Genomic DNA, 24,933 nt, shown 5'->3' with positions numbered 1-24,933 from the left:
TTTGTGCAAGACCGTTTTGACCCATACTGTATAAAAAGCAAAATATTTTATTATTTACTAATAGCATATGAAAATGTCGCAAAATAATGCGAGAGCAGTATATACTTGAATTAAATAATCTTAATTAAAAGTTTGCATCAATGGCACAACAAGGGCAGCAACAAGGTTCAGATAATGGGATGGCTCCGGTTTGGATTACCATCTTGCTATTCTTTACAGTGTATATCATATGGAAAACAGCTCACCAGCATATAGTTAGCGCTGTTTTCTTTATTAATATTTGGCAAGCTAAATTCCTTAATTTGTTTTTACATAATCAGTCTTTAACCGATCAAATTAATTTAATGCAAACCATAGATCCTAATACCGTTGAATGGGATCAATTGGTCGATATGACACGTAATGTTGGGGATTTTATGCGTTATCCCATCGTTGCTATTTTAGTGGTTTTGGCCATTGTTCTTTATAAGTCCAATATTACGTTAAAGTTTCGTAGAGCTCATGATATGAAAACGTTAAGAGCCCAAGAGCAATTTAATTGGCCAGCCATTATGCCGATTATAAAAGAAGATCTAGTAAGTCAGGATGTTAACAAAGGGCCCTGGGCTATGGCTTTAACACCGATGGAGTTTGCCCGTAAATATAAGTTACTGAGAAAAGACGATGCCCTGCTTGACAATCCCATACCAGGTCAGGAAATGACTGCTGGCATACGACGTGGAGATGCCAAACGGGTTTTTACCATGCAACTGGGGCCTTATTTTGATGGGTTTGAACGTCTGTCTCCCCAGGCTTATGCTTTGGCAGCCGTTTTTATGGCACGAATAAATAGGGATAGAGACGCAGCCAACCATATATTGAAAGTAATAGATCAAACGTTCGTGACAGGCAAACCAGATTTCACAGTGGCAAGGGCTACATTGAAAAAATATGAAAATAGTGAGCTTGTACAGGAAGTAGTTAGTAAGCATGCCTATGTTCTTTCCGTCATGGGTTCTTTAATTACAGCCGCTCGTACTGATGGCGTTGTTCCTAGTTCAGAATTTTTATGGCTAAAGCCCATAGATCGTCGATTATGGTATATGCTTAATTGTATGGGGAGACAAACACCTTACTCTGAAGTAGCCGGAGCTTTTGCTCATTGGCGAGCAGAGAAAGAAATGGGGCGTCGCTGTTTGGTACCAATGATAGATGAAGCGATTAGAGCATTAGAAATTGCTATTAAAGAAGTGAAGTTAACACCCCGTCAAATGGAGGAGTTAGAGCCATGATGCGTGGTATTGATACTCGAAATGAGTTAGATCCGTCCCTTCTTTTACGGGACACGAGGAGTTTAAGTCAAAAATTAGCGGATGCGTTCGCTGATCCGACAAATATTTCGATTACACTGTTTACTTTAGCAGCTATTGCTTATTATTTTTCAGAAGCAGCAACGTTGCTCATGCTTATCGGAGCTGGATTTTTTCTTTACAGTTATACTCGTAAGCAAAAACTACCGTTTCGATTGCCATTGATTGCCAGAGTAAAAGATTATAATGACCTGAAACCAGGTATTGGAAAACCTAATATTGCGCGTGGTATTGCCTTTTTTGGTAATGATCGCAAAACAGGTGAAGAGCTATGGTTTGCCAATGACGATATGCGTACCCATGCCTTAATTTTTGGATCTACCGGTAGTGGTAAAACAGAATGTTTGGTATCGCTTGCATATAATGCCCTTGTTCAGGCAAGCGGCTTTATCTATGTAGATGGCAAAGGAGATAACTCGCTTTACGCTAAAGTATTTTCTATGGTAAGAAGCATGGGGCGTGAAGATGATTTACTTTTAATTAATTTCATGACTGGTGCTCGAGATATTGTTGGCCCACAAGAGAAAAGATTATCTAATACTTTGAATCCATTCTGTCAGGGTTCTTCTAGTATGCTAACTCAATTAGTTGTTAGCTTGATGGGCTCATCACAAGGTGGTGGTGATGGAGATATGTGGAAGGGCCGGGCTATTGCATTCGTAGAAGCCTTGATGCGGCTATTAGTTTATATGCGTGACGATGGAGCGATACTGCTAGATGCAAATAGCATCAGAAATTACTTTGATCTACAACGACTGGAGTCCATCGTTGTTGATAAGGTATTCCCTCGTGATGATATGGAAAGTATCAATATAGAATCTGTACCTAAATTAGTAACAGACCCTCTAAGAAACTATCTGAATACGTTGCCTGGATACAATAAAGAGAAAAAAGGAAAACAAGTATCGCAGGTACTAGAGCAACACGGCTTTATCACCATGCAGCTGGTAAGAAGTTTCTCATCTTTGGCTGATACTTACGGACATATTATTCGTACTAATTTGGCAGAAGTAGATTTTAAAGATGTGATCCTCAATAGACGAATTTTAGTCGTGTTGTTACCTGCTTTGGAAAAATCTCCGGATGAGTTATCTAACTTGGGCAAAATTATTGTTTCTTCCTTAAAAGCAATGATGGCTGCAGGTCTTGGTGAAGATGTTGAGGGTGATTATCGAGATGTAATTCTAAGAAAACCAACCAATGCACCAACACCCTATATGTGCATCCTTGATGAGTATGGCTACTATGCTGTTCAAGGGTTTGCTGTGGTTCCTGCTCAGGCAAGATCGCTAGGATTCTCAGCTATTTTTGCTGGTCAAGATTTGCCTGCTTTCCAGAAAGCATCAAAAGAAGAAGCCGCGTCAATAGGTGCGAATACCAACATTAAAATTTGTATGAAATTAGAGGATCCTACCGAAACGTGGGACTTTTTCACCAAAACAGCAGGCGAGGCGTACGTTACGAAAGTAGATTCATTCCAAACAAAAGAAGGTGGTGTAACGAATAGCTATATGGATACCAAAAGCTCTTCATTTGAAAAAAGAGCTCGTGTAGATCTTCTTGATTTAAAAGAACAAACAGAAGGTGAGGCACATATCTTTTTCAAATCAAAAATTGTTCGTGCTCGGATGTTTTATGCAAATCCAAAACCAGTTAAGCAGTTAAAAATCAACCAATTCCTCAAAGTAGAACCGCCTCCTGATGAGTATATGATGAAGTTACAAAAACAATTGGCTTCATTCCAAAAGATATTGGAGAGTGGTGATTTAAGCATTAATAAAGTAGTAGAAAATGAAGAAATTACGTTGATAACTAAAGCATTACAAGAAACCAATATTGAAGAGCCTATAGAGCGTGGTGTAGCGGCTCTTATTGCTTTTCACGGTCATAACGCTCCTGAACCAGTTGAAGACTTAATTGAAGAGGAGGTTGAAGGTGCTCTGACCATCTTTAGTGCCTTGCGTATTACTCCTACTTCACCTCCTATTTTAGCAACAGATAAAGCCGCATTTGCTGAGGCTTTACTGCCAATTAATGAAACTAGAAACCAAATGATGATGATTGAACGTTTGGCTGGGGCAAAAGATAAGTACGCCGGAACCGTTTCTAATGAATTGATTAAAGATTTCCAAATGGCAACGAGCTATCCGCCCGATGATAGAGATGTAATTGACGTTCAAGAATTAACTGATGTCGTAAAAGGTTTATCATCAAAAATTGCCAACGAGCGTGAAAAAGCTAACAAGAAAAGTGAAGAAGAAATAAAATAATAAAAGAGCCGATTCAAAATGTAATAGAGCTTTAAATAGAGTGGTGTTGTAACAGCTAATCTCCTAGTTCTTTTTCTATTCATTATCTATCTTAGATAAAGCAAAGAATCTCCAAGTTCTTCAATAAGGGGATTCTTTGTTACATACAAGTATTGATTGTGCAATGCTCTCGCTAAGATAAATAAATTTTTCAAAAAAATAGCAATTTTATTAAATTCATTGTAACGTAATGGCTTATATGTTTTTATTATCACTAAGTTAAATTAAGATAGTTAGACAGCGATAAAATAAGAAGTTTATTTAAAAGGCGGGGATAGCAGTTGAGAGTAATGCTTACTAACTACATAACCACAGTAATCCGTATTCTAGGCTTAATGCTTTTGCTTCAGGTGAGTGCTTGTCATCGTTGGGGTGGCTATGTCCCTGAAAAAGAGGATCCTAAATTGCCATGTAAGGTATTAGGGGCCTGTGATGCAACGGTAATGAAAAAGATTAAAAAATTTAATAAAAGCGGAATAAAAATAATTACAATTGGACAAGATTATTTAATAAGCATCCCTGCTAGTCGCTTATTTGAAGAGCAAACCCCTCATTTAAAATGGGGTTCTTACCGTTTGCTAAATGAAATTGCTTCATTTCTAAAGCAATTTCGTAAAGTTGCAATCAATGTAACCAGCTATAGCAGCAAATATGTCTCTATGCATAGAGAGCTGGCTTTAACTACTGCTAGAGCGAGAGTAGTCGGTGAATATTTATGGTCGCAAGGAATTGATAGCCGTTTTATCTTTACACAAGGATTAGGTAGTGATAAACCTGTAGTAAGTTTCACTCAAGGTGGGGATTCATCGCCAAACGCGCGAATAGAAATTACGTTTAGAGATGCAGTTGCATAATTGAGGAAGAAATGAGTCGTGAGTCATGGGCTTTAATTAAACAGCATAAAAGTTTTAATGTTCATGTATATAGACGTGGTTTGTTGATGATAATTATTTCTCTTATATTGAGTTGTATTATTAGTTTGTTAATGTTTTATTTGTATTTACATCAGCCAGAAAGAGATTTTTATGCAACTAGTGGGATTACGCCACCAATAAAGCTTCAACCTTTATCGGCCCCCAATGAGTCATCAACTGCATTACTTCCTCCTGATCCACCGACGGATGATGTACAAAGAGTTATACCGCAATAAATAGAGGATATTATGGCTGAAGATGCCTTAACTGTTGTTGCTTTACGAAACAAATTTTATAAAGATAGTCAGCGTAAGGTTATGTTCGCGCTATTAATGGCTATCGTAGTTAATTTAGTTTTAGGTGCAATGCTGGTCTATATTATTACACATCCACCGGCCCCTAAATATTTTGCAACAAGCATTAATGGACGCATTACTCCATTATTTCCTTTGGATCAACCTAACCAATCCGATTCGGCTGTATTACAATGGGCAAATCAGGCTGCTATAGCTGCTTTCACCTATAATTTCGTAAATTATAGAGATGAATTACAGTCATCGTCTGGGTTTTTTACACCGGAGGGATGGGATCAATTTCTTAATGCATTACAACAATCTAATAACCTTGATGCAGTAAAGGCTAAGAAATTAATTGTTTCTGCTGTGGCAACTCGCGCTCCCATTATTCTACAAAAAGGGGTCTTAAATGGTAATTTCTCTTGGCGAGTGCAAATGCCCATTTTAGTTACCTATCAAAGTGCGAGTGAGTTTACGCAACAAAATAACGTAGTTACTATGCTAATTACTCGAGTATCTACTTTAAATTCTCCTCGAGGAATAGGTATCTCACAATTTGTTGTTGGTCCTGCCAGTGGTGGGGTAAGTTAATAATGAGAATTATGAGTAAAATATTAAGAATTTGTTTAGCAGTGGTAATACCTTGTTTTTTTACAATGACTTCTTTTGCTGTAAATCAAACAGATGATGCGCAACAGGCATTACAACAGCTGCGTTTATTACAGCAACGTCTTTCTCAAAATGCTGGACCTGATAATGGCCAGCCTGGTACCGATGCAAATCCAGCTGGAAGCGCTACAGCAGGAGCTATAAAGGTTCCAGGAGCCGCTCAAAATAGACCACCTGTGAATCCTAATCAAACGCAAAATTCTCCTGGTAATGAAGATCAGACGATTAGTCAAAATGATGCGGAGATTATTGATAATAAAGCATTTAAAGACATGACCCGCAATTTATACCCTTTAACTCCAGAACAAATTGTTCGCTTAAAGCAAATATATCAAACTTCTGAGTATGCCCAGACGTCAACAGCTGGCACACCGCCGAAGCCGACAGCAACATCTCAGTTTGTTAATTTATCGCCAGGCTCTACACCTCCAGTCATACGTCTGTCTCAAGGTTTTGTTTCTTCGTTAGTATTTCTTGATTCTACAGGATCTCCCTGGCCCATTGCTGCATACGATTTGGGGGATCCTGCCTCTTTTAATATTCAATGGGATAAGACTAGTAATACCTTAATGATCCAAGCAATAAAGTTATATAATTACGGTAATTTGGCTGTTCGATTAAAAGGTTTAAATACTCCCGTCATGTTAACACTGATACCAGGACAGAAAGCTGTAGATTATCGCGTCGATTTACGTATACAAGGAATTGGCCCCAATGCGAAAACCATGCCGATGGAGCAAGGAATTCCTGCTGCTGCAAATGATTTACTTCTTCATGTTTTAGAGGGAGTTCCGCCTCCAGGGAGTAAACGATTGGCAGTTAGTGGTGGAGATGCGCGAGCATGGCTTTCAAATGAAAAAATGTATGTGAGGACTAACCTTACCATACTATCTCCAGGATGGTTAGGCAGTATGACCAGTGCTGACGGGATGCATGCTTATGAGATGCAGAAATCACCGGTCCTCTTAGTATCCTGGCATGGAAAAGTGATGCAACTCAAGGTAGAAGGGTTATAAACAAATGGCAAGCAGAAAAGAAAATTTAAAGTCACTGTTTTCCAATACACGAACACGAGTGATTATCGTTTTTACAGCAGTATTATTGATACTCACTGTAGTAATTGGCTATGTAAAACTAAAAAATGCAGCTGGGGGAACAACAGCAAGTTCTTCCCTGCCTCAAGGCCCTGTAGGAATTCAATCTATCCCTGGAGTGCTTGATCCCACTGCTCAATATGCAAAATTACAACAGCAACAAAATGTTAATCAGGCTGTTCAGGCTGAAAAAAGTGGCAGTAGTGCTATTCCTACAATTATTAGGACTCAAGCTTTAGGAGAAGGCGTTGGGGTTATTGGATCGACTAATGGGGAAACTGGGGTAGGGTTTACTGCTTTAGCTCGCGAAGAGAGTGAGGGCCCACAAAATAGTTTATGGATACAAGCTCTGAAAAATGGCAGTTGTAGTAAAAATGCTATTGATCAGGTCGTAAGTCAAGGGGCGCAACTATCGGATTTAAAGGCAGCATGTACTTGTGTGCAATTAAAGGATGTTGGGTATGGCTTGCAAGATCTCGATCATATTTGTCAATGTAAAGAACTAAAAGCTGCTGGGTATAGTGCAAGACAATTAAAAGATATTGGCTATACTGCTGGACGCCTAAGGGATTGTGGTTTTGATGCATGCGAGCTTCGTAATGCGGGTTATACAGCTCAGGAAATGAAAGACGGTGGTTTCTCTGATGGTGAGTTGAAAGGTGCGGGCTTTTCTGATGCAGAGATAGCTAGAGCTAGTGGTTTGCCCGATGGAATTACCGCGGCTGATGTTTTAAAAGCGGGTTGCGGGGAAGCTGCGTTAACTAAATTACGTAAAGCCGGGGTAAGCGCGGCAGCCATAAGACGTATAAGTGGATGTAGTGCTGAACAATTAAAAGCAGCGGGCTTTACTGCTAAGGAATTGAAAGATGCTGGATTTAGTGCCGCGGACTTAAAGCGAGCCGGTTTTTCAGCCGATGAATTGAAGGCGGCAGGTTTTTCAGCTCGAGATCTATTAAATGCGGGCTTTTCTCCCGCGGATCTTGCTAAGGCTGGTTTTACCGCTGCAGAGATAAAAGCTGCTGGAATGGAATTACCTCCAGGCATTTCCCCGTCGGATGTAAAGAATGCTGGCTGTGATGTAGATGTTTTGAAAAAAGAAAGAGCGGCCGGGGTTAGTGCTGCTATGATTAGACAATATGCGGGTTGTAGCGCTCAGGCTCTGAAAGCCGCGGGCTTTAGTGACACGGATTTAGCTAATGCAGGATTCACACCACAGCAAATCAGTGCAGCAACACCTCTTTCGGATAGTGCTATTAAAGCTGCTGGCTGTGATCCCGAAAAATTAAAAAAATTATTAGCTGCTGGTGTTTCGGCTAAACGTATTAAAGATCTGAATGGTTGCAGCGCTCAAGCATTAAAAGAAGCCGGATATGATGCCAAATCTTTGTTAGATGCTGGGTATACTCCCGCACAATTACAGGCTGCAGGATTTACACCTAAACAGCTAGAAGATGCAGGTATAACTCCTGCCGCGACCATTGCAAATGGAAGAGTTGCTGATTGTAGTGTGGATGCCTTAAAAAAAGCTAGGGCGGCAGGAGTCTCTGCTTTGACTATTAAACAAACGCTTGGTTGCTCAGCTCAAGCACTCAAAGACGCTGGTTATACAGCTAAAGAACTTAAGGATGCGGGGTTTACTGCAGCAGAATTAAAAGCAGCAGGGTTTAGCGCCAAAGAGTTAAAAGATGCGGGATTTACCGCGAAAGAATTACGTGATGCAGGCTTTACTGCTGCACAGCTGAAAGCAGCTGGCTTTAGTGCCAAAGAGTTAAAAGATGCTGGTTTTTCAGCGGCAGAATTAAAAGCAGCAGGATTTAGTGCGGCTCAGCTAAAAGCAGCTGGTTTTAGTGCTAAAGAATTAAAGGACGCGGGCTTTTCGGCGGCTGATCTAAAAGCAGCAGGCTTTAGTGCCAAAGAACTTAAAGATGCCGGTTTCTCAGCATCAGATCTAAAAGCAGCAGGCTTTAGCGCTAAAGATTTAAAAGACGCTGGTTTTTCAGCGGCTGATTTAAAGGCCGCAGGGTACAGTGCTAAAGAACTGAAAGATGCTGGATATACTGCACAGCAATTAAGAGATGCCGGGTTTACTGCTAACCAGCTTCTTAATGCTGGATTTTCTCCACAAGAATCAAATGTAGCTGGTTTACAAAATCCACAGTTGCAACAAAATCCATCGAGTTTAAATGCAATGCCAGCTTTCCCTGGGACTACTTCGCAACAGGGAGCTGGTGCATTAGCCAATTCAAATAATGATCAGTTGCAGGCAATTATTAATAGGCAAAACCGAGAGCAAGCAGAGCAAAAATATCAACAAAAAATTCAACAAAGAACAAGTGATATGTTAGCTGCGGCTAATCAGGCGTTGCAAGGCTGGAAGCAAGTAACAGTTCAGGTTTACACAGAAGGCAATGCTGAGCAAGCAGAAAAAGGAGCAGAAAACGGGGCGGCTCAAAATATTAATAATTCAACAACTATTAATAATCAAAATGTATCTATCACGAATACTCAGCAAAGAGCCATAATCAGAACAGGGGATATACTTTTTGCAGTAATAGATACTTCGATAAATAGCGATGAGCCTGGTCCTATATTGGCAACAATTGTATCTGGTAAATTAAAGGGAACCAAATTAATCGGTAGTTTTAATTTACCCTCGAATGCAAATAAGATGGTTATTACCTTTAATACTATGTCTGTGCCTGGGGCTGCAAAAACAACTACAATTTCAGCTTTTGCTATCGACCCGAACACTGCTAGAACGGCTCTTGCCAGTCGTACTGATCATCACTATTTAATGCGCTATGGCTCTTTATTCGCATCGTCATTCCTACAAGGTTTTGGTAATGCATTTCAATCAGCCAATACCACAGTAACTATTGGAGGAACTGGTGGGGGTAATAACATTACTGTTTCTAATGGTGTTGGCCGCTCGGCGTTACAGAATGCTGTTATCGGATTGGCACAAGTAGGTCAAAACTGGAGCCAACAAGCGCAGCAGTTATTTAACACACCAACTACAGTTGAAGTTTATTCGGGTACGGGTGTAGGTGTTTTATTCACACAAGACGTACAGTCTATTTAATTTGATGGTAGGTAATAATGGCAGAACACGATCAAGATAATGATGAATATAAGTTCGCTGAGTTAGATTCTCTAGATAGTGAGTCTATGGGGGAGGAGAATGAGGCTCATCAATCTTTTTCTCCAGGGCAGAAGCAAGCTCCCGGGGGGAAAAATGTAAAAAGGAATGCTTTGATTGCCGTAGGTATCATTGTTTTTGCTATGGCAACATACAAAATCGTGGGTTGGATATATTCAGGGAAAACTAATAATGCTTCACAGGTCACGCCTACTCCTACAGCTCAAATAACTCAACAACCCTCTCAAAGTGCAATTACTCCAGCACCCTCAACAACTCCCACTTCGATATCGACGGCTGCTCCTATTGTACAACCGACACAATCAGTTGTTACCACTACGGATAATGATTTAAAGCAAAAAGTATCTGCCATAGAACAAGCTCAGCAAACCGTACGCGCGGAGGTAAGCTCAGTGGGAGAGCAAGTCGGAACAGTGAATAATAATATTAATAATTTAAATACTCAAATTGCTAATCTTAACCAGGTTATTGGCAATCTAACGAATCAAGTAGCCAAACAATCAGAAGTAATTAATGTATTAATGGCGCGCTCTCAACCCAAAGTTGTACATAAAACAAATAAAAAAATAATAGCCCCTCGAATTATTTACTATATTCAGGCTGTAATTCCTGGGAGAGCTTGGCTAATTGGCACAAATGGTTCTACACTTACAGTAAGAGAAGGGACGAAAATTGCAGGATATGGACGAGTTCGATTAATAGATTCAATGCAAGGTCGTGTATTGACTAGTTCAGGGCAAGTAATAAAGTTTAGTCAAGAAGATAGTTGAGGTATATATGGCATGTACAGGTGGTACTGTTGCATGTTGGATTGCAAGTCAGGCTAACATATTAAACAATATAGCCAATTCAATGGGACCTGTACAAAAGCTAATTACAGGTGGCGCATACCTTATTGGTTGCGCCTTCATATTTAAGGCAATTTATAGTTTAAAAATTTATGGTGAAGCGCGAACGATGATGTCGTCTAACACCAGTATCAAAGAGCCGCTTGCATATTTATTGGTTGGTGCTATGTTAATATACTTTCCAAGTGCCTTTTCGATACTAATGCAAACCAGCTTTGGCTATCAAAATGTACTGCAATATGCCCCAGTAAACAGTAGCAATGCGGCGTTGGATACTCTTTTTGGAAGTGGAAGTGTTGTCGGTCAGCCCTTGACAGTGATAATCAGGGTAATTGGTTTGATTGCTTTTGTCAGGGGATGGGTTTTAATTGCACGCTCAGCATCTCAGGGGCAACCCCCAGGAGGGACTGGTAAAGGTTTGGTGCATGTTTTTGGTGGGATATTAGCAATTAATATTGTGGGCACACTCAATATGATTAATAATACTTTATATGGTACATAGTTTAAGATAAAGAAAAGAGGGTAGGAGTAAGTGGTGAATAATATTTTTAATAGCAAATCAGATTATAAATCTTGGCTTATCAGTCTAGTATGTATAGGTTTTATTGCATTAGTTAGTCAAGAGGCAGCTGCAAGTCCCACATTAGGGAGCATGGCTTCTTCTATTACTAAATCATTTACTAATGTGGCTAAATTAATAACAGCCGGTTCGTATTTAGCGGGCTTAGGTTTTTCGATTGGCGCTATCATGAAATTCAAGCAGCATAAAGATAATCCTACTCAAATACCTATTGGTACTCCAATTGCGTTGGTATTTATAGCTGCAGCCTTGTTGTTTCTCCCTACAATTTTAGGGGTAACAGGGCAAACAATGTTTGGTCAGGCTGGTAAAACTGCAGGTCCAACAGGAAGTATTTTCCAATAAGTTGTTTGGTTGATTACTATAAAATAGGAGAAAGCCGTGAACAATAAGGTTATTTGTAAGTCAGATTATAAGGCTTGGTTAGTCAGTTTTATCTGTATCAGCCTAATTGCCTTAGTGAGCCAGGATGCAGCGGCTACTCCGACATTAGGTAAAATGGCCTCTTCAATGTATGGCTCATTTACTAATGTTGCTAAGTTAATTACTTCGGGTTCTTACTTAGCAGGATTAGGATTTTCAATTGGAGCTATTATGAAATTCAAGCAGCATAAGGATAATCCAACCCAAGTGCCTATAGGTACGCCTATAGCCTTGGTCTTTATCGCTGCTGCTTTATTGTTTCTTCCTACAATTTTAGGAGTAACAGGACAAACTATGTTTGGTTCATCAGGTAAAACTGCTGGTCCAACTGGTAGTATTTTCCAATAATCTTAATTTATTGTTAACGAAGAGGGGGAGCTTTAATGTTCCGCCCTCTCGTTATTCGATTCAAGTTTATTTAATTAAGAAATAGCATAAATGATTTTTTGAAATAATTGGTTAAATATTGTTAGCTTCATAGAGGCTGTAATTTTTTACTAGAATAATGCCATAATAAAATCAGATGAAAGCGAGCTAATATATGGCGGAAAATCGCACGCAAAATGAATTAAAATTAAATGCTACACCCGGTTCCTGGCGATTGTATTCAGCTAGGAAGATTGATGAGCGATTTAAGTCTTATGAACAAAAAATATTTCAGAGAGATAAGTACACTTGTCAATTTTGTGGATTTCAAGCACGTCTCTTCCAAGAAATAGTAAATCTAGATAGTGATTATACCAATAATAGATTATCGAATTTAGCAACCGCTTGCTGTTTTTGTGCTCAGTGTTTTTTTATCGAGTCTGTTGGGGTTGGGGGTTATGGTGGGGGTACTTTGATCTATCTGCCTGAGCTAACCCAGACGGAATTAAATAGTTTATGCCATGTTTTATTCTGTGCAATCACAAATGATACGGGTTATAAGTCAAGTGCGCAGAATATCTATAGAAGTTTTAAGTTTCGTTCTCAAGTTGTCGAAGAAAAATTTGGAGAGGGGACAAGTGATCCGGCAATATTTGGTCAATTAATGATTGATGCTGGGGTTAATCAAGAAGAGATCAAGGCCCAATTGTTTAAAAACGTGCGTTTGTTGCCTTCTAGAGCCAAATTCCGAAAACAAATAGAAAAGTGGGCTGCTAGTGCATTAGAAGAAATTGCGGATTAGGGGCCGTTAATCATTCACTTGTTCTGGTTGAAATGCCTTGATTTTCTGTGCATTTTTATCAAAAATCGAGATATTTCGTTTACTGCTAGTGAATTGGTCAACTGCTCGTTGATATGAGTAATACATGTATAAAATTGGGGATTAGGGATGGCAAGTTGGTCAGAATCGTTTTTTGAAGGTATAGATACCTTTTTTGCCTGGTTAAGTACTTCATTGCGACAAACAACTGAATCTTATATTGATCTAGAGACAGCAGATAGCCCAACAGTATTGGTTAATCATGATGGCAGTTTGTTATCCATAATTAAAATAGAAGGAATAACCGCTCTTGCTGGTGCGGATGAATTTGATCATTTAGTTGAAGGACTGACTAACTCATTTCAAGCGGCCATGGGTAGACCAGGACATGCTTTACAAGTTTATTTTAGCCATGATAAGCAAAATATCAGAAAGTTGATTCAAGATATATATGAGCCTGCAGAAGCGACTGCTGATCGTTTGGAGCTGAAATTAAGCGATTTGTTTCAAGAGCGTGTTAATTATTTATCCCAATATTGCGCAGAAGAGCGCCTCTACTTTGTGCTAATTACTCGTCCATTCAATTTACCTAGCGATCAATTAAAGGCAGCAAATAAAGCTAAGTTAAAGATGATTAAAGAGAGTAAGGCTTTGCCTTTTAAAAATACTCAAACCCTCTATGCTGCAATTCCAGAATTAAGAGACACTCATGATGCCTATGTTCGTGCCATTATGAATGATATTGATTCTTTGAATATTTTAGGTGAACTATTAGAGGTACATGAGGCTATTCATGCGATTCGCATGACGGCAGATCCTGATTATACTGCAGATGATTGGCGCGCGACCCTGCCTGGTGATAAATTACCAGTTCGTGAAGTAAACAGTTTTGAAGGAGATCCGTCCGATTTGTTATGGCCTTCACTGGCAAAACAGGTACTTCCAAGAGATGGGGAAGTTATTGATTTACGGACAGTTAGAGTAGGTGACAAGATTTATTCGTCAACTTATATTGATTTGTTTCCTAAAGATGTTAGACCATTTATTAATTTATTTGCACGTATACTACCTTCACACATACCATGGAAAATTTCATTTTTAATCGAGAGCGAAGGACTCAGCACTATAAAACTTAAAGGTCTTTTGTCAGCAATTCTAAGTTTCAGTTCTGCACAAAATCGATTAATAAGTGACTCAGTGAATTTATTGAAGTATTTGCAGCTCAATACAGACGAATCAATTATTCGTTTACGCGTGGTGGCAACCACATGGGCACCTGAAGGTAATCTTGCTTTATTGAGAAGGAGAAGCTCTGAATTAGTTAAGGCCATTGAAGGATGGGGCTCAACTGATGTATCTGAAATTTGCGGCGATCCCTTCGCTGGTTTTATTTCGACTATGTTGGGCGCCTCTCTAAATAGCGCGGCAGTTCCAAGTGTTGCCCCCTTAAGTTCTGTAGTTTCCATGTTGCCCATTACACGTCCAGCATCACCGTGGTCAACAGGGGCATTACTATTTCGCTCTCCGGATGGTAAACCTTGGCCATTTCAGCCGGGATCAACGGAACAAACAACTTGGATTGATTTAGTTTATGCACGCCCTGGTTCGGGTAAATCAGTATTATCTAACGCGATAAATTTAGCATTATGTCTCTCTGGAGGACTAATCCGTCTACCACGTATTGCTATTATTGATATAGGACCTTCAAGTAGTGGATTAATTTCTCTTCTCAAAGAAGCCTTACCTGCTTCTAAACGACATTTAGTGGCGTATCATAGATTGAGAATGACTCCAGATTATTCGATCAATCCTTTTGATACACAATTAGGATGTCGTTATCCAACCGCGTTAGAGCGCTCATTTTTAGTTAACTTTATGACCTTACTAACAACTCCATTAGGAGCAGAAAAACCATATGACGGTATGCCCGATTTGGCTGGTATGGTAGTTGATGAATTATATAAGAGCATGGCTGATGAATTTAATCCAACTCCTTATGCTCCTGGGGTAGAGGAATTTATTGATAGTATATTAGAGGAAATTGGTTTTGTTCGTGATTCTAAATCAACATGGTGGGAAGTGACTGATTCACTTTATTCTGCCGGATTTGTGCATGAGGCATTATTAGCTCAACGTTATGCTATGCCGTTACTCGCTGATGCAGCATCTATCTGTAGAACACCTTCAATTGAAGATCTATATGAAAAAGTAACAGCGCCCACGGGAGAGTCTTTAATTAATGCTTTCTCACGAATGATTTCAGCCGCAGTGCGCGAATACCCTATTTTATCTCGCGTTAGTAGTTTTGATATAGGTGATGCACGAGTTGTTTCACTTGACCTTGACGAAGTAGCAAAAAGTGGTGGAGATGCGGCTGATAGGCAAACAGCTGTGATGTACATGCTAGCCCGCTATGTTCTTGCAAGGCATTATTACCTTACAGAAGAAAGTTTAAGTAGTATTCCCGATCAATATAAGGAGTATCATAAGCAAAGAATTACAGAAATTAGAGAGGATCATAAGCGCATTGTATATGACGAATTCCACCGTACCGCAAAATCTCAAGCTGTTCGTGATCAAGTTATTATTGATATGCGGGAAGGGCGTAAATGGAAAGTGCAGATTGCTTTACTTTCTCAGGCAGTAGATGATTTTGATCCTGTGATGATTGATTTTGCTACATCGATTTATATTATGGATGCTGGTCCCTCTCAGGCGGTTGATAAGACTACAACAATTTTTGGTCTTTCTGAAACGGCAAAAGTTGCTTTGCGCACTAGAGTTCATGGTCCAAGATTAGGTGGTGCTACGTTTTTGGCGCAATTTGCTACTAAATCTGGTATTAACGTTCAATTGCTAACGCTAACCTTAGGGCCTGTAGAGCTATGGGCATTTAGTACTACCGCGGAGGATGCTGCAGTAAGAAACCATTTATATCGGCATCTTGGTCCTGGGGAAGCAAGGCGTCTTTTAGCAGGGCTCTTCCCAAATGGTTCTGTCGCCAAGGTAATAGAAGCTCGCCTAGCTGGCATGAAAGAAAAGGGTGGTTTGATTGAGGAAGAGGACAAAGAAGGTATTATAGACCAGCTGGTTAATGATATTCTTGAGGCTTATGCGAAAGATCCAAACATTAAGAGTTTACCTGTAAAAGTATGATCGTTATTGGCTGGCATTAAATCAAATCAATGTAGGTCGGGTAACTTATTGCCCGAACCACAGAAAATTTTATTTTCGAGTATCAATAGAAACATTCGTTTAGATAAAAAATATCACGTGATTAGGAATATATTGATGATTTCTCAGATGGTGATTTGTAGAGAGCATTTTATCTGACAACTTGTTGTCCTGTCGACCACGGCTGATATAACGAACAGATAAGCGACTTCTAAAACGAGTCAATACGATGCTGTAACATTAAAAGGAGAAGCCTCCTGTGGGGGCCGTGTCTTCAGGAGCTTCTTCGTGGTGTTCTGGATAAGCGCCGAGTAGGGCTGCTAGCTGCTTACCTAAACAACAGCCTCGCTTAAGGTGAATCCATTTAAGATACCAGGAGTAAAGGGATTAATTTGATTATTGGTTTTTAATAAATATCGGCCGGAGTTGCTATTTACCTCAAATAGAATTTGTAGGCTTGAGCTGTCTTGTTCATCAACTAAAACATTTACTTTCTCTAGAAGTTTGAATAAGGCCCATGTTCCGTGTTCTGCTATTTCGTAGTGATTACCTTCTATGGAGCTAAGCGATAATTTTGCATTATTTTGTGGCCAAGTAAAACGCATAAATGAGTCGCTTCCTTGAGTATCAGTCAGTTTTGTACTACCAATTTCAAGCTCTAAACTGGCAACTATTGGATCAAGATTAATTTTTTGCAAACTAAAATCAATTTTGCTCTCATAATTGCGATCAGGGAAAAACATATTAGTTATAATGTTAGCTCGGATAATTTCATCTAAGGTTTCTGTAGCGATGGGCAATACGAAGTCATTGATTGCTTTGGGCTTCCATTCTGCATTTGAAACATCCAGGAATGGTTTTATATATTGTTCGCTAAACGTATTCAATACTCCTCGTGGAGCAAAGAAATGATTGAAATCAGCAATAGAGATTTCATCCCGTTGAGATGAATCCAGAGGGTAACGTCTGGCTATAGAGCTTTGAAACTCTCTGTAGACAGTTTGTTGCCATTGTTGATTGATGTATTGGCGACTGTCTTTTATTAAAATACTCCATGCATCCCCAGCGATTTGCTTAGTCCATAAACTTAGGGGCTCTGGTAATTGTTTTGCTTGACTATAAAGGGCGCTAACAGGATCTGATGAGTTTTCATTAATAAATCGAGATCTTGTAATCGTAAAAGCGGTTTTTCCGTTATCATTGACCACGGATAATGTAGCAATAAACCGCTCAAGTTCGTTTATCTTGTTACTTAGCTCTTTAGTGCTGGATTGACTCATCAGGTTTAAATCAGTAAATTGATGAGCAATAAGCTGATTAAAAGTAGAACTATTTTCAGTTAGATCAGGTTTTGTTTGTTGCTGAATTAAATTAGTTAATTGACTAATGGCATTAGTTTGTTGTAACTGTTGTGCTATTTGTCTTCCCTGTTGATAATCCTGATAATGTAAGGGCTGTGATTTGCGCATGAACGTTTGCCACCAGGTAACATAATCAAAGCAATAGGCCTGACTCAACATATTTTGCAGTTGTGGTAGGTCTTGCCGTGCTAGGACCCAATTTTCTGCTTGTAATGCGCTGCTGATTTTAGGCATATCATGTACTACTTGTTCAAAGCCAGCTTTTGTAAAATAGACGGGCAATTCATCTGTTGCTAAATTAAACCCTTGCACGGAAATTTTTTGTTTGGACGAGGGAAAAGATTCTTTAGCTATGGAATAATATAAATAACTGGTAGGCAGCGCATTTAAATAGTTTCTTGCATCACTAATTATTTGTTGATTAATTGGTATGTTACGTAGAGGCTTGCTTAAAGTATGCTTGAGAAGTGTTAATTGCTTTTTAGAACCATTGGATGTTTGTCCTTTCCACTGATTTTTAAACCAATCTTCTACTTCGCTGGTTATTAAGTGTTCTGGCTGGCTTAACATTAAGTATATCTTTAGAGCTTTATAGCGCACTATGGGAGTGTTACTGGGATTAGTAATAGCCTGTTCTAATTCCTTAGTTAAAGATGGTAAAAATTCACCTTGTAATCGATTTTGAGCATTATAATGAAGGTTTAACTTTAATTGATGAACAGTAGGAAGCGATATGGAGTTACTTGGAATATGATCTACTTTATTAGCTGCTCTAGATAAATGATAGAGTGCTTGTGCTCCATTGTGTCCTTGATTATTGAGTACATCATAAGTTAGTAGTTCTTTACTTACCTCATCTAAAAGATGGGCTGTCTTATAGTGATTATAACCTAAAATAAACAAACCTATTCCGGCGATGCTTGCAGCAATTGCAATTAATGGTTTTTGTGAAAATTTTCTTATTTGTGGAGCTTGGCTGCATTGCTCTTGTATATTTTTTAAAGCCCCCTCAACGAAGTATGCTCTAAAGTTGGTCGCTTGAGGAAATGTATCTTGTACGATGAGCTCGTATTCATGCCGTATTTTTTTATTCAGTCTATCTACACTGACTCCTCCCTGTTCTGCACTGGTAAAATAAATAGAGTGCAGGTTAAATAGCTTTGGAGAAATACCTTGAATCAAGGCTTGTACAGGAGCACGTAGACTAGATAATTGGAGAGGAAGCTCGCGAATCAGACTACGCTTAATAGTTGAGCGTACAGGATGCATTTTACTGATGACCTGTTGACCAAGCATTTCAACTAGTTGATTAAATTGAATGTTATAGGCCTCTATTTTCTTTTTTAGCTGGTTCATGCAATCAAGAGAAAATCCAAGAGGTTTAGATAAATCCGTGGCATGTTCCATTTGATAGAACTCTGTAAAACCCGCCAGTGTATCCATCTTAGTGAATATTATGGCTAACTCAACATGATAGCCAATATTGGTACCTAATCGATTCAACAATTGTAAGTGCGCTTTTTTTTGTTCCGCGAATTGTAATGGGTCTGATATTAATAAATCATTAACATCAACACATAAAATAAGACCAGTTATTTTAAGATAACGGTTACATCGATTTAATTGTTTTAGGGTATTTTGCAATAGCATTTTGCTGTTAGTAAGCCATGCTTCACCCAATTCAATAATGATACCTTGTTGATTAAAATATATTTTTGCATGTTGCTCACTAAAAATAGGCATTTCTTCCAAATTGCTTTGCTTTAATAGAGCAGATTTACCCTGACTGTTTTTTCCCGTAACTACAATAAAAGACAGTTGATTTACTTGGGGTTTTAATTGGGAAAGTATTTTTTTTATTGCATCACATAATGCGCGTAAAGAATTGTCCATTAGTTATCCAGAACTGCTAATTGTGAATGTCCAAATAAAACTGATTTTGCTTTATTCTCCAATATGAATTGACTGGTTAAGAAAGCACAAACGATGATACTTGCAGCAACTATTGCACTGACTATGGCTGCTCTGTAGCTTTTTTTGACGGTTTTCGGTATAGGGTTTTCATTAAATAAGCGATGGGGTTTATTAAAACGATATTGCTGTATTATTTGATACAGATCTTCAATAGTGTTATCAAGAGCCTGACGTCCATCTGCTTTTAAATGATATTCCCCTTCAAACCCCGCAATCAGACAGAAATAGATTAATTCAATTGTATCGAGATATTGGTTCGGCCTTTCTTTAATATAACTAAGAATTTCAAAGAAACGTTGTTGGGGTTGTGCTCCATCACTAGTTAATGGAGTAAACGATTTAAACTCAGCGGCTAAATTATACACCCTGAGATAGCTTTTTCCGAGAATTTCATCGATGGTAGCAGCGATTAGATAATGGGCAATGCGAGTAAGATCTTGTGGGTATTGAGACGCATCTAGCTTACTGTGGAAAGCATGTAGCTCATGTTCAATATTGTCACGAATATTTTCAATAGGAGGTAAAGACGGACTTAAACAAAGTCTTTCTAATAATGATAATAGAGGGCCTGCTGCAGCTACCAGGATATTGGTTGAAAAGGGGGCAATAAATAATTTAGAGCGATAGTAGCCTTGCGGTACTATCGATGAGTCCGAAATTGCAAGACGATTGACAATTGAGATTGGATAATGCTCAGTTGTCATGGCTTTGCTCCGAATGAGTTTTGAACACACCTGGCTGCATTTACAATAACGTCAAATTTAAAAATAAGATAATACGTTATATACTGCTTTGGGTTCAAGTAAGTTAAGTAGTTTAATGTTTAAAGTGTCGGGTGGCAGTAAACACCATGGCTAAACTATGAGCATCAGCGCATGCGATAATTTGTTCGTCCCTAATAGAGCCCCCTGGCTGGATGATTGCAGAAACCCCAGCAGCAGCTGCAATTTCTACTGTATCAGCAAAGGGAATAAATGCATCGGAAGCCATAACAGATCCTTGGAGATTAACCCCCATATTTTCAGCTTGCCAAATACCTATGCGGGCACTCATCACTCTACTCGTCTGACCACCGCCAATGCCGAGCGTAGCGCAATCCTTGGCGTATACTATAGCATTTGATTTCACATGTTTTGCCGCTATCCAGGCAAACATCAAATCTTGTATTTCTTGTTCAGTAGGTTTTTTGCGAGTTACAGTTTGTAGTTTACAGGTGACTAAAGATAGGGAGTCATGCTCTTGTACTAGTAGTCCACCATCAACTTTTCTCATATTTAATCTGAATTCATTATCTTGATGCCAAACTCCTGTTTTGAGTACGCGAATATTTTCTTTACTGGCGAGAGCTCTTTGGGCTTCTTCACTGACATCAGGAGCAATGATTACTTCTACAAATTGCTTTTCAAGTATGGCTTTAGCTGTTTCACTATCTAATGTTTGATTAAAGGCTATTATGCCTCCATAAGCAGATGTTGGATCACATTGAAATGCTCTTAGATATGCATCAAGCGTCGTATTACCCAAGGCTATCCCGCATGGATTAGCATGTTTTACAATGACACAAATAGGTTTGTTATTAGGATAGGATTTGACACAATCAAGAGCTGCATCAGCGTCGAGAATATTATTATAGGACAATTGCTTGCCTTGAAGCAGGCGCGCAGTACCCAGTGAACCCGGGGCACTGTTTTTATCTGCATAAAAAATAGCTTGCTGATGGGGGTTTTCTCCATATCGCAAATCGCTTATTTTAGCAAATTGACATGTGAGTACATCAGGGAAGCCACTGGGTGCATGGGTCGCGTCTAGAGTTGTTAGATAATTAGCAATAGCTGCATCGTAGGCTGCAATTTGCACAAAAGCCTTTTTGGCTAAAGTAAATCGCCAATTCGATGGAGCTTGCTTCTTGTGTAGACATTCAATTAGCTCATCATAGTCATCTGGAGTCACTACAACATAAGTATGGGCATGGTTTTTAGCGGCCGAACGCACCATCGCTGGACCACCAATATCAATATTTTCAATTGCTTTATCAAAATCACAGTCTGGATCACTGATTACCTGCTCGAAGGGATATAAATTCACTACGAGCAAATCAATCGGTTTTAGTCCATGACGTTTCAATGTTTCTTGATCATAGTCTCCACGAGCCATTAAGCCGGCGTGAATAGCAGGGTGAAGCGTTTTAACTCGGCCATCCATCATTTCGGGAAAACCGGTGCATTCACTGACATCCGTTACAGGTAATCCTTGTTCTTTAAGTAATGCCGCGGTATTACCTGTTGCAATTAATTCCACACCTTGTTTATGTAACGTATGGGCAAGCTCACTAATGCCTCTTTTATCTGATACACTAAGCAACGCTCTTCGTGGGAGGAAAGGAGATAAAGCAGGTTGTTTGTCCATTGTAGTTTACCTTAAATAAGACAGTTATATTCTTGCAAAAACGATTAAGGCCCAACCATCTAGATATTCAGTTGTAACCGGAGTGAACAGTGAACTATAGGCTTTAATCAGATCTGCTGCCTGCTCAGCCAATAACCCAGAAACCACTAAATGAGCATTAGGATGAAGTAATTGATGAAAACGTTCTTTTAATGAAATTAATGGAGCCAGTAGAATATTAGCAATGATTAAATCTACCGGATCTTGTAGAACCTCTGGTTTGCTTATAAAAAGTCGGGATTCTTCAATATTATTGCTATGAGCATTATTGTGAGTAGCTTGCAATGCCTGCTCATCAATATCTACTGCATGTACAGTTGTAGCCCCTAGTTTTAATGCAGCTAGAGACAGAATGCCTGAACCGCAGCCGTAATCAATAACTGATATATTGCTAAGGTCTGCTTGTTCTAACCAAGTTAAACACAATGCTGTGGTCGGATGAGTACCGGTGCCGAAAGCCAAGCCAGGATCAAGCATTAAATTGACCGCCTCGGGTTCAGGGGGAGTATGCCAAGTGGGGCAAATCCATAAACGTGTTCCAAAACGTTGTGGTTTAAAATCATCCATCCATGCTCTTTCCCAATCTTGTTCAGCAAGAACTTCTATGTGACAGGTTACTGTAGGTCTTGTCAGAGCTAATTGTGTTTTGATTAGCTGAGCTTCTTCCGCTTGTGCAAATAAAGCCTGGATGATGACTTCAGGCCATAATGGAGTAGTTCCGGGCTCAGGTTCTAAAACAGGATTATCGTTTTTATCAGTGAGCATAATAGATAATGCTCCTGACTCTTCTAACTCCTCACTAAGCCTCTCTACTTCTTCACTAGGGCAATGTTCTATTTTTAATTGAAACCACACAATATTAACCTTTCAACATTTTTTCTAAATAATGGATGTTTGTACCGCCATCTATAAACGATTTGTCGTGAAGAATACGTTGATGTAATTCAATGTTGGTTCTAATGCCATCAATAATAATTTCATCAAGCGCATTGCGCATCCGAGCAATTGCTTCAGCGCGTGTTGCTCCATAGCTGATCAACTTGCCTATCATGGAGTCATAATTGGGCGGTACTGTATAGCTACTGTAAATATGAGAATCAAAGCGGATACCTGGCCCTCCTGGCTGATGAAGTAATTTTATTGTTCCAGGCGACGGTATGAATGTTTTAGCGTCCTCGGCGTTGATTCTACATTCTATAGCATGTCCGCGAAGCTCTATATCTTCCTGATTTAAGGTAAATGGAATATCACTGGCGATTTTGATTTGTTCTTTAATCAGATCAAGGCCGGTGATCTGTTCTGTTACAGGATGTTCTACTTGGATTCGGGTATTCATTTCAATAAAATAAAAACAACCATCCTGATATAAAAACTCAAAGGTTCCAGCTCCACGGTATTGTAAATCTTTACAGGCTTTGACTACTGATGCTCCAATTTCTTTTCGTAACTCAGCAGAAATTCCTGGAGCAGGTGCTTCTTCTAATACTTTTTGGTGGCGTCTTTGCATGGAGCAATCGCGCTCTCCTAAATGAATCGCATGTCCTTTTCCATCTCCCAGTATCTGAAATTCGACATGTCTGGGATTTTCTAGGAATTTTTCCATGTATACCGTTGGATTATTAAACGCTGCTTTAGCTTCACTTCGGGTGAGAGCTATAGAGCTTAATAAATTGGATTCACTGTGAACTACGCGCATGCCGCGCCCACCACCACCACCGGCAGCTTTAATAATTACTGGATAACCAATTTTGTTAGCAATTTTTAAATTGAGATTATCATCATCGCCTAAAGGGCCACCTGAACCGGGGACGCAAGGGACTCCCGCTTTTTTCATGGCTTCTATGGCGGATACTTTATCTCCCATAAGGCGTATAGTCTCTCCGCGTGGACCAATAAAACGAAAGCCACTTTGCTCAACGATGTCTGCAAAATCGGCATTTTCAGAGAGGAATCCATAGCCTGGATGAATAGCAACCGCATCAGTAATTTCTGCTGCAGATATAATGGCTGGAATATTAAGGTAACTTTTCTGAGCAGGGGCTGGACCTATACAGACTGTTTCATCGGCAAGACGAACGTGCAATAAATCTTTATCCACATCAGAATGGACGGCAACAGTTTGAATGCCTAGTTCTTTACACGCACGCAATATACGAAGCGCAATCTCGCCTCTATTTGCAATAACAATTTTACTGAGCATAGACACATTCCCTACTCTATAATAAATAAAACTTGGTCATACTCAACTGGGTCACCATTTTTTACGAGTATATCTACGATTTTACCTGAGCGATCGGATTCAATTTCATTAAACATTTTCATTGCTTCAACGATGCACAAGGTGTCTCCAACTTTAACTGTTTGACCTATAGTGACGAAAGCTGGTGCTTCGGGCGAAGGAGAAGTATACATTGTTCCAACCATAGGGGAGCGAATTTTATGACCTGCTGTCATTGGCGCTTTATGCTCAGGAACAGCTGCATGGGCAGTATTGCTTTGCACTGGTTGTTGCGCTAGTAGTGATTGGGCGGGAGCCGCTACGGGGGCTGAGACATAGTGAACTTGTGGCGCTTCAACTGGGGCGTTACTGTAACGACTTAATCTAAGCGATTCTTCACCTTCTTTTATTTCGATTTCAGAAATGCCAGTTTCTTCCAGCAATTCAATTAATTTTCTAATTTTTCGGATATCCATTGTTTGTTCTCTCTACTTGAATTCGTCAATAATTGCTTGTAATGCTACTCCGTAACCTTTGACACCAAACCCGCTGATGACCCCTGTTGCTATGTCGGAGAAATAAGAGTGGTGACGAAAGGCTTCACGGGAATAAATATTACTGATATGTACTTCAATAAATGGTATTGCGACAGCAGATAAAGCATCACGTAGTGCTACGCTAGTATGAGTAAATGCTGCGGGGTTAAATATTATGTAATGAACTTTATCAGTGCTTGCTTGATGTATAGCCTGAATTAAATCACTTTCGGCGTTACTTTGATAGCACGTTAACTGCAATCCTGCATCATTTCCCATTTTTACTAAGTTGGTATTGATTTGGTTTAAAGACTCCGAACCATAGATAGATGGCTCACGAGTTCCTAAAAGGTTTAGATTAGGACCATGTAATACAAGAATTTTTTTCATTACACTA

The 24,933-nt window shown here is 39.4% G+C and carries 20 protein-coding genes; 13 read left to right on the top strand and 7 right to left on the bottom strand.

What is annotated here, in order from left to right:
- Window positions 1-140: 140 nt before the first annotated feature.
- From icmP to LFA_RS12150, 13 genes are all read left to right on the top strand, one after another.
- On the top strand, window positions 141-1,271 hold the full coding sequence (gene icmP, locus LFA_RS12210) for a type IVB secretion system coupling complex protein DotM/IcmP (protein ID WP_045096442.1): 1,131 nt from the start codon (window positions 141-143) through the stop codon (window positions 1,269-1,271).
- Entirely contained in the window at window positions 1,268-3,619 is a 2,352-nt protein-coding gene (locus LFA_RS12205) for a TraM recognition domain-containing protein (RefSeq protein WP_045096441.1), read from the top strand. The genes icmP and LFA_RS12205 overlap by 4 nt, the downstream gene beginning before the upstream one ends.
- Window positions 3,620-3,939: 320 nt before the next feature.
- Window positions 3,940-4,512, top strand: coding sequence for a type IVB secretion system protein IcmN/DotK (gene icmN, locus LFA_RS12200; RefSeq protein ID WP_157010356.1), 573 nt, complete (start codon window positions 3,940-3,942; stop codon window positions 4,510-4,512).
- 11 nt (window positions 4,513-4,523) lie between these two features.
- Complete coding sequence (gene icmM, locus LFA_RS12195) at window positions 4,524-4,808, top strand: type IVB secretion system protein IcmM/DotJ (protein WP_045096439.1); 285 nt, start codon at window positions 4,524-4,526, stop codon at window positions 4,806-4,808.
- Between the two features lie 12 nt (window positions 4,809-4,820).
- Window positions 4,821-5,459, top strand: coding sequence for a type IVB secretion system apparatus protein IcmL/DotI (locus LFA_RS12190; RefSeq protein ID WP_045096438.1), 639 nt, complete (start codon window positions 4,821-4,823; stop codon window positions 5,457-5,459).
- 2 nt (window positions 5,460-5,461) lie between these two features.
- Window positions 5,462-6,553, top strand: coding sequence for a DotH/IcmK family type IV secretion protein (locus LFA_RS12185; RefSeq protein WP_045096437.1), 1,092 nt, complete (start codon window positions 5,462-5,464; stop codon window positions 6,551-6,553).
- A gap of 4 nt (window positions 6,554-6,557) precedes the next feature.
- Window positions 6,558-9,713: a type IVB secretion system protein DotG/IcmE gene (dotG, locus tag LFA_RS12180; RefSeq protein ID WP_045096436.1), complete on the top strand. Its 3,156-nt coding sequence runs from the start codon at window positions 6,558-6,560 to the stop codon at window positions 9,711-9,713.
- A 14-nt stretch (window positions 9,714-9,727) separates the two neighbouring features.
- Window positions 9,728-10,561, top strand: a complete 834-nt coding sequence (gene icmG, locus LFA_RS12175) for a type IVB secretion system protein IcmG/DotF (RefSeq protein WP_172653496.1) — start codon at window positions 9,728-9,730, stop codon at window positions 10,559-10,561.
- A 7-nt stretch (window positions 10,562-10,568) separates the two neighbouring features.
- Entirely contained in the window at window positions 10,569-11,141 is a 573-nt protein-coding gene (locus LFA_RS12170) for a hypothetical protein (RefSeq protein WP_045096434.1), read from the top strand.
- Between the two features lie 33 nt (window positions 11,142-11,174).
- Complete coding sequence (locus LFA_RS12165; RefSeq protein WP_084602174.1) at window positions 11,175-11,564, top strand: type IV secretion protein IcmD; 390 nt, start codon at window positions 11,175-11,177, stop codon at window positions 11,562-11,564.
- A 36-nt stretch (window positions 11,565-11,600) separates the two neighbouring features.
- The gene (locus LFA_RS12160) at window positions 11,601-11,990 is read left to right on the top strand and encodes a hypothetical protein (RefSeq protein WP_045096433.1); all 390 of its coding nucleotides are present in this window, start codon (window positions 11,601-11,603) and stop codon (window positions 11,988-11,990) included.
- 193 nt (window positions 11,991-12,183) lie between these two features.
- Window positions 12,184-12,810, top strand: coding sequence for a type IVB secretion system protein IcmJDotN (gene icmJ / locus LFA_RS12155; protein ID WP_045096432.1), 627 nt, complete (start codon window positions 12,184-12,186; stop codon window positions 12,808-12,810).
- Window positions 12,811-12,957: 147 nt separating this feature from the next.
- Window positions 12,958-15,984 (top strand): type IV secretion protein IcmB, encoded by a 3,027-nt coding sequence (locus LFA_RS12150; protein ID WP_045096431.1) that lies wholly within the window; start codon window positions 12,958-12,960, stop codon window positions 15,982-15,984.
- Window positions 15,985-16,334: 350 nt separating this feature from the next.
- Here LFA_RS12150 and icmF read toward each other — a convergent pair whose 3' ends face one another.
- The 7 genes from icmF to aroQ all read right to left on the bottom strand — a co-directional run bounded on the left by icmF (window position 16,335) and on the right by aroQ (window position 24,926).
- Window positions 16,335-19,256, bottom strand: a complete 2,922-nt coding sequence (gene icmF, locus LFA_RS12145; protein WP_045096430.1) for a type IVB secretion system protein IcmF — start codon at window positions 19,254-19,256, stop codon at window positions 16,335-16,337.
- Entirely contained in the window at window positions 19,256-20,041 is a 786-nt protein-coding gene (gene icmH / locus LFA_RS12140) for a type IVB secretion system protein IcmH/DotU (protein ID WP_045096429.1), read from the bottom strand. Before icmH ends, icmF begins: the two co-directional genes overlap by 1 nt.
- A gap of 112 nt (window positions 20,042-20,153) precedes the next feature.
- Window positions 20,154-21,743 (bottom strand): bifunctional phosphoribosylaminoimidazolecarboxamide formyltransferase/IMP cyclohydrolase, encoded by a 1,590-nt coding sequence (gene purH, locus LFA_RS12135; protein ID WP_045096428.1) that lies wholly within the window; start codon window positions 21,741-21,743, stop codon window positions 20,154-20,156.
- Between the two features lie 24 nt (window positions 21,744-21,767).
- Window positions 21,768-22,637, bottom strand: coding sequence for a 50S ribosomal protein L11 methyltransferase (gene prmA, locus LFA_RS12130; protein WP_045096427.1), 870 nt, complete (start codon window positions 22,635-22,637; stop codon window positions 21,768-21,770).
- 4 nt (window positions 22,638-22,641) lie between these two features.
- Entirely contained in the window at window positions 22,642-23,982 is a 1,341-nt protein-coding gene (gene accC / locus LFA_RS12125; RefSeq protein ID WP_045096426.1) for an acetyl-CoA carboxylase biotin carboxylase subunit, read from the bottom strand.
- Between the two features lie 11 nt (window positions 23,983-23,993).
- The gene (gene accB / locus LFA_RS12120) at window positions 23,994-24,476 is read right to left on the bottom strand and encodes an acetyl-CoA carboxylase biotin carboxyl carrier protein (RefSeq protein WP_045096425.1); all 483 of its coding nucleotides are present in this window, start codon (window positions 24,474-24,476) and stop codon (window positions 23,994-23,996) included.
- A 12-nt stretch (window positions 24,477-24,488) separates the two neighbouring features.
- On the bottom strand, window positions 24,489-24,926 hold the full coding sequence (gene aroQ / locus LFA_RS12115; protein WP_045096424.1) for a type II 3-dehydroquinate dehydratase: 438 nt from the start codon (window positions 24,924-24,926) through the stop codon (window positions 24,489-24,491).
- Between the last annotated feature and the right edge of the window lie 7 nt (window positions 24,927-24,933).

Source organism: Legionella fallonii LLAP-10 (assembly GCF_000953135.1).
Taxonomy (GTDB): Bacteria; Pseudomonadota; Gammaproteobacteria; order Legionellales; family Legionellaceae; genus Legionella; species Legionella fallonii.
The sequence above is the reverse complement of the archived record's forward strand: the minus strand, read 5'-3'. Positions and strand labels throughout refer to the sequence as shown.

Bases quoted from the DNA above. Each gene is read 5' to 3' on its own strand.
- LFA_RS12150 (WP_045096431.1), top strand. From the start codon at position 12,958: ATGGCAAGTTGGTCAGAATCGTTTTTTGAAGGTATAGATACCTTTTTT.
- dotG (WP_045096436.1), top strand. From the start codon at position 6,558: ATGGCAAGCAGAAAAGAAAATTTAAAGTCACTGTTTTCCAATACACGA.
- icmF (WP_045096430.1), bottom strand. From the start codon at position 19,256: ATGGACAATTCTTTACGCGCATTATGTGATGCAATAAAAAAAATACTT.
- icmH (WP_045096429.1), bottom strand. From the start codon at position 20,041: ATGACAACTGAGCATTATCCAATCTCAATTGTCAATCGTCTTGCAATT.
- icmP (WP_045096442.1), top strand. From the start codon at position 141: ATGGCACAACAAGGGCAGCAACAAGGTTCAGATAATGGGATGGCTCCG.
- icmJ (WP_045096432.1), top strand. From the start codon at position 12,184: ATGGCGGAAAATCGCACGCAAAATGAATTAAAATTAAATGCTACACCC.
- purH (WP_045096428.1), bottom strand. From the start codon at position 21,743: ATGGACAAACAACCTGCTTTATCTCCTTTCCTCCCACGAAGAGCGTTG.
- accB (WP_045096425.1), bottom strand. From the start codon at position 24,476: ATGGATATCCGAAAAATTAGAAAATTAATTGAATTGCTGGAAGAAACT.
- icmM (WP_045096439.1), top strand. From the start codon at position 4,524: ATGAGTCGTGAGTCATGGGCTTTAATTAAACAGCATAAAAGTTTTAAT.
- LFA_RS12205 (WP_045096441.1), top strand. From the start codon at position 1,268: ATGATGCGTGGTATTGATACTCGAAATGAGTTAGATCCGTCCCTTCTT.
- accC (WP_045096426.1), bottom strand. From the start codon at position 23,982: ATGCTCAGTAAAATTGTTATTGCAAATAGAGGCGAGATTGCGCTTCGT.
- LFA_RS12185 (WP_045096437.1), top strand. From the start codon at position 5,462: ATGAGAATTATGAGTAAAATATTAAGAATTTGTTTAGCAGTGGTAATA.
- LFA_RS12170 (WP_045096434.1), top strand. From the start codon at position 10,569: ATGGCATGTACAGGTGGTACTGTTGCATGTTGGATTGCAAGTCAGGCT.
- LFA_RS12190 (WP_045096438.1), top strand. From the start codon at position 4,821: ATGGCTGAAGATGCCTTAACTGTTGTTGCTTTACGAAACAAATTTTAT.
- aroQ (WP_045096424.1), bottom strand. From the start codon at position 24,926: ATGAAAAAAATTCTTGTATTACATGGTCCTAATCTAAACCTTTTAGGA.